This window comes from Bartonella sp. TT29SHDZB, assembly GCF_042193395.1.
GTDB lineage: Bacteria > Pseudomonadota > Alphaproteobacteria > Rhizobiales > Rhizobiaceae > Bartonella.
In genome coordinates this window covers 1-1213 of record NZ_JBHILQ010000093.1, presented here as the reverse complement: position 1 = coordinate 1213, position 1213 = coordinate 1, and the positions used below count along the sequence as shown (strand labels likewise).

Here is a 1213-nt window from a genome sequence, read left to right as displayed (position 1 = left end):
AAAGCAGGCGCCCCCCGCACCTGCTATTTTATTTACGCAACATCCTCATACTCATCACGAAAATAATCATCATCACTACCAAATCTTGGAATTGCCTCATCATGAATTTGATCACCAAATGATAAAGAGGCATTGCTATGAATACAAGAATAGCCAGATACAACAGCATCATACACAACAGCATCATCAATGACACTGGAATGATCACAAATATAAGCACCATCACCAACAATGGCATACCCCCCGACATGAGCATCACCACAAATAACAGATGTATCAGAAATATAAGCATTATCACTTACAGAGGCGTTATCATAAATTTTTGCATTACCTTCAATTACAACAGTGTCTTGAATATGGGCGTTGCCATAAACCTCACAATAATCATTTATTTCCATGCCTTCAAAAATAGCATTACCATAAATTTGTGCATCACCATAAACGTCTACAAAAAAGCTTTTCACTTTACCGTTTTCATAGACCCTTGCATTTTGAAAAACGCATGCGTTATCGTAAACCCAGCAATTTCCGTCATGAGAGAGGTTATCTTCCTTCTCAATAAAACCACCAAGATCACCAGCCTTGACATCACCAAAGTCTCTTAATGCACGAATGCGATAAAGTGTAACATCACCAACTTGTTTGGTTTCATTTGTAAATTCATATTTTTTGGAGATAGCATTCATAATAAAATATCCTATTGGCTAATAAAGTTTTCATTTGACAACCTTGTAAGGGTGTCGGGTGTTGAAAACACGGCCAATAGTCCGTCGTTATGCTTTTCCCCATAAGGGGTATTGTATGGCGTAACCACACCCGACAAAATCAGTATATATGCTAATAAAAGCATAAAAGACAGTCAGTTTTTAAAGGCAAGGGAAAGATTGTTTCGTAATCTATCCGCTATTGGTTTAGTGTTTTCTGCACTTAAGTATTTATATAACAAAATACCCATTTATTGTCAACTATTTTTTGGCATTTTTTATAATATTTTCAAATATTTATCTTATAAAATAGCTTATAATTTTTATCTCTTTCTTTTGTAGTATATGCCCCTAAAAGCTCTCCTTCTAATCATGATTTCGGAGCCGCGTGAGAAGGACGAAACAAGACGTTAGGTTCTTTGTCAAGGACGCCTTTAGGCGCCATGTAATGGTTTCCTTGACACTAAGAACCAAGACTTGTTAGTCCTCTCATTAAACGCGGGTCTGAT

1 protein-coding gene is annotated in these 1213 nt (G+C 36.5%); it reads right to left on the bottom strand.

The features are described 5' to 3' along the window. Positions 1-32 precede the first annotated feature (32 nt). Complete coding sequence (locus ACFIJJ_RS09750) at positions 33-686, bottom strand: hypothetical protein (protein WP_375646801.1); 654 nt, start codon at positions 684-686, stop codon at positions 33-35. Positions 687-1213 lie beyond the last annotated feature (527 nt).

Excerpts from the sequence above, each read along its gene's own strand:
- ACFIJJ_RS09750 (WP_375646801.1), bottom strand. The coding sequence starts at position 686 with ATGAATGCTATCTCCAAAAAATATGAATTTACAAATGAAACCAAACAA.